We start from the raw sequence: 1,691 nt of genomic DNA, 5'->3' as shown, positions 1-1,691 counted from the left end.
AAGCGGGATGACGTGGCTGTTCGGGCCGTCTAACCTCCGCCCATGCCCCAGTTCGTGACCGACCTGACCAACACCATCTTCGCGCTCTGGCGTCAGTTTCACTGGCTGCCGGAATGGGCGGTGATCTCGATCATCACCGTGGTCTTCGTCTTCATCGGCTGGGCGGCCAATCAGGTGGTCTTCGCCCTGCTGAAGCTGGCGGTGCGCAACCGCGACGAGTTCTGGAAGGGGATGCTGAAGCGCGCCCGGCTGAAGGTGCGGATCGCGGTGATGATCATCGCCCTGGCCCTGGCCGTCACCGTGTCGCCGCTGGACCCCGAACCGTCGCTGTTCATCCGGCGCAGCCTGCTGTTCGGCTTCATCCTGGTGTGCGGCTGGATGCTGGCGGGCGCGGTGGACATGGGCGCCATCGTCCACCTGAAGAAGTTCAACATGGAGGCGGAGGACAACCTCTACGCCCGCAAGCACGTCACCCAGACGCGCATCCTGCAACGGGTCGCGGCCATCCTGATCGGCCTGATCACCCTGGGGCTGGCGCTGCTGACCATTCCCGGCGTCAAGCAGTGGGGCCTGTCGCTGCTGGCCTCGGCCGGGGTGGTCGGCATCGTCGCCGGTCTGGCGCTGCAGCCCTTCCTGACCAATCTGATCGCGGGCATCCAGATCGCCACCGCCCAGCCGATCCGCCTGGACGATGCCGTCATCGTCGAGGGCGAATGGGGCCGGGTGGAGGAGATCACCTCGACCTATGTGGTGGTCAAGCTGTGGGACTGGCGGCGCATGGTGCTGCCGCTGACCTACTTCATCCAGAAGCCGTTTCAGAACTGGACGCGCGAGGATTCGCGCCTGATCGGCGTGTCCTTCCTCTATGTGGATTACGAGGCGCCCATCGATCGGCTGCGGATCAAGCTGGAGCAGATCGCCCACGCCTCGCCGCACTGGGACGGCGACGTGGTGGCCCTGCAGGTCACGGACGTCACCGAGCGGACGGCCCAGGTGCGCTGCCTGACCAGCGCGCGCAACGCCTCGGTCGCCTTCGACCTGCGGGCCGAGGTGCGCGAGAAGATGCTGGCCTTCATGCGTGACGAATGCCCCGAGGCCCTGCCGCGCGACCGGATGGATTTCGACCGCGAGCGCCGTCGTCCGGCGCCGCGCCCGACCGGCTACGAAGAATAGGCTAGGCCGCCTGCATGGCCTTGCGGGCGCGCCAGAAGCGCAGGGTCCGCAGGGCCGCCTCGCGCGTCAGCTCGTTGTACATCCCGGCATAGGCGCGGGCCTTGCCCATGGCGTTGTCGTCGGTGTTCAGCAGCACCACGGCGTAGGTCAGGAACAGGGCGCGATCCAGGTCCGCCGCCTTGCAGATGACGGCCAGGGCGTCCAGCTCGCGGCGCTCGATGATCTGGCGGGCGGTGTGGAAGTCGACGTCGGCCAGTTGCGACAGGGCGATCAGGAAGGCGGTCTGGCCGCCCGAACGCAGGAAGCGGGCCAGCACCTGGGGCGTCAGCTGGTTGGCGGCGCGCAGTTCCTCGACATAGGCCAGGCTCTCGGCGTAGTCGGCGGGCAGGGCGCCGTCCTCGGCGGCGACGCGCGTGCGGCCCGCGGCCAGGGCGCTTTCCAGCAGGGCCGGGTCCATGCGGGCGTTCTGCTCCAGGATGCGCTGACGCAGCCGGGCCTCGACGTCGAAATAGAGATCG

Annotated in this window: 2 protein-coding genes; one reads left to right on the top strand and one right to left on the bottom strand. The window is 68.1% G+C overall.

Features of this window, described 5'->3' with window-relative positions:
* Positions 1 to 42 precede the first annotated feature (42 nt).
* Positions 43 to 1,173 (top strand): mechanosensitive ion channel family protein, encoded by a 1,131-nt coding sequence (locus tag BDIM_RS11820; RefSeq protein WP_003165831.1) that lies wholly within the window; start codon positions 43 to 45, stop codon positions 1,171 to 1,173.
* A gap of 1 nt (position 1,174) precedes the next feature.
* On the opposite strand, the gene BDIM_RS11815 is transcribed toward BDIM_RS11820, so the two are convergent.
* A partial coding sequence (locus BDIM_RS11815) for a DUF2336 domain-containing protein (protein ID WP_040345974.1) occupies positions 1,175 to 1,691 on the bottom strand: 517 nt, incomplete at its 5' end.

The sequence above is a fragment of the Brevundimonas diminuta ATCC 11568 genome, assembly GCF_000204035.1.
Classification (GTDB): Bacteria; Pseudomonadota; Alphaproteobacteria; order Caulobacterales; family Caulobacteraceae; genus Brevundimonas; species Brevundimonas diminuta.
Note: the sequence above shows the minus strand (reverse complement) of the source record. Positions and strands in the feature narration are given on the sequence as shown.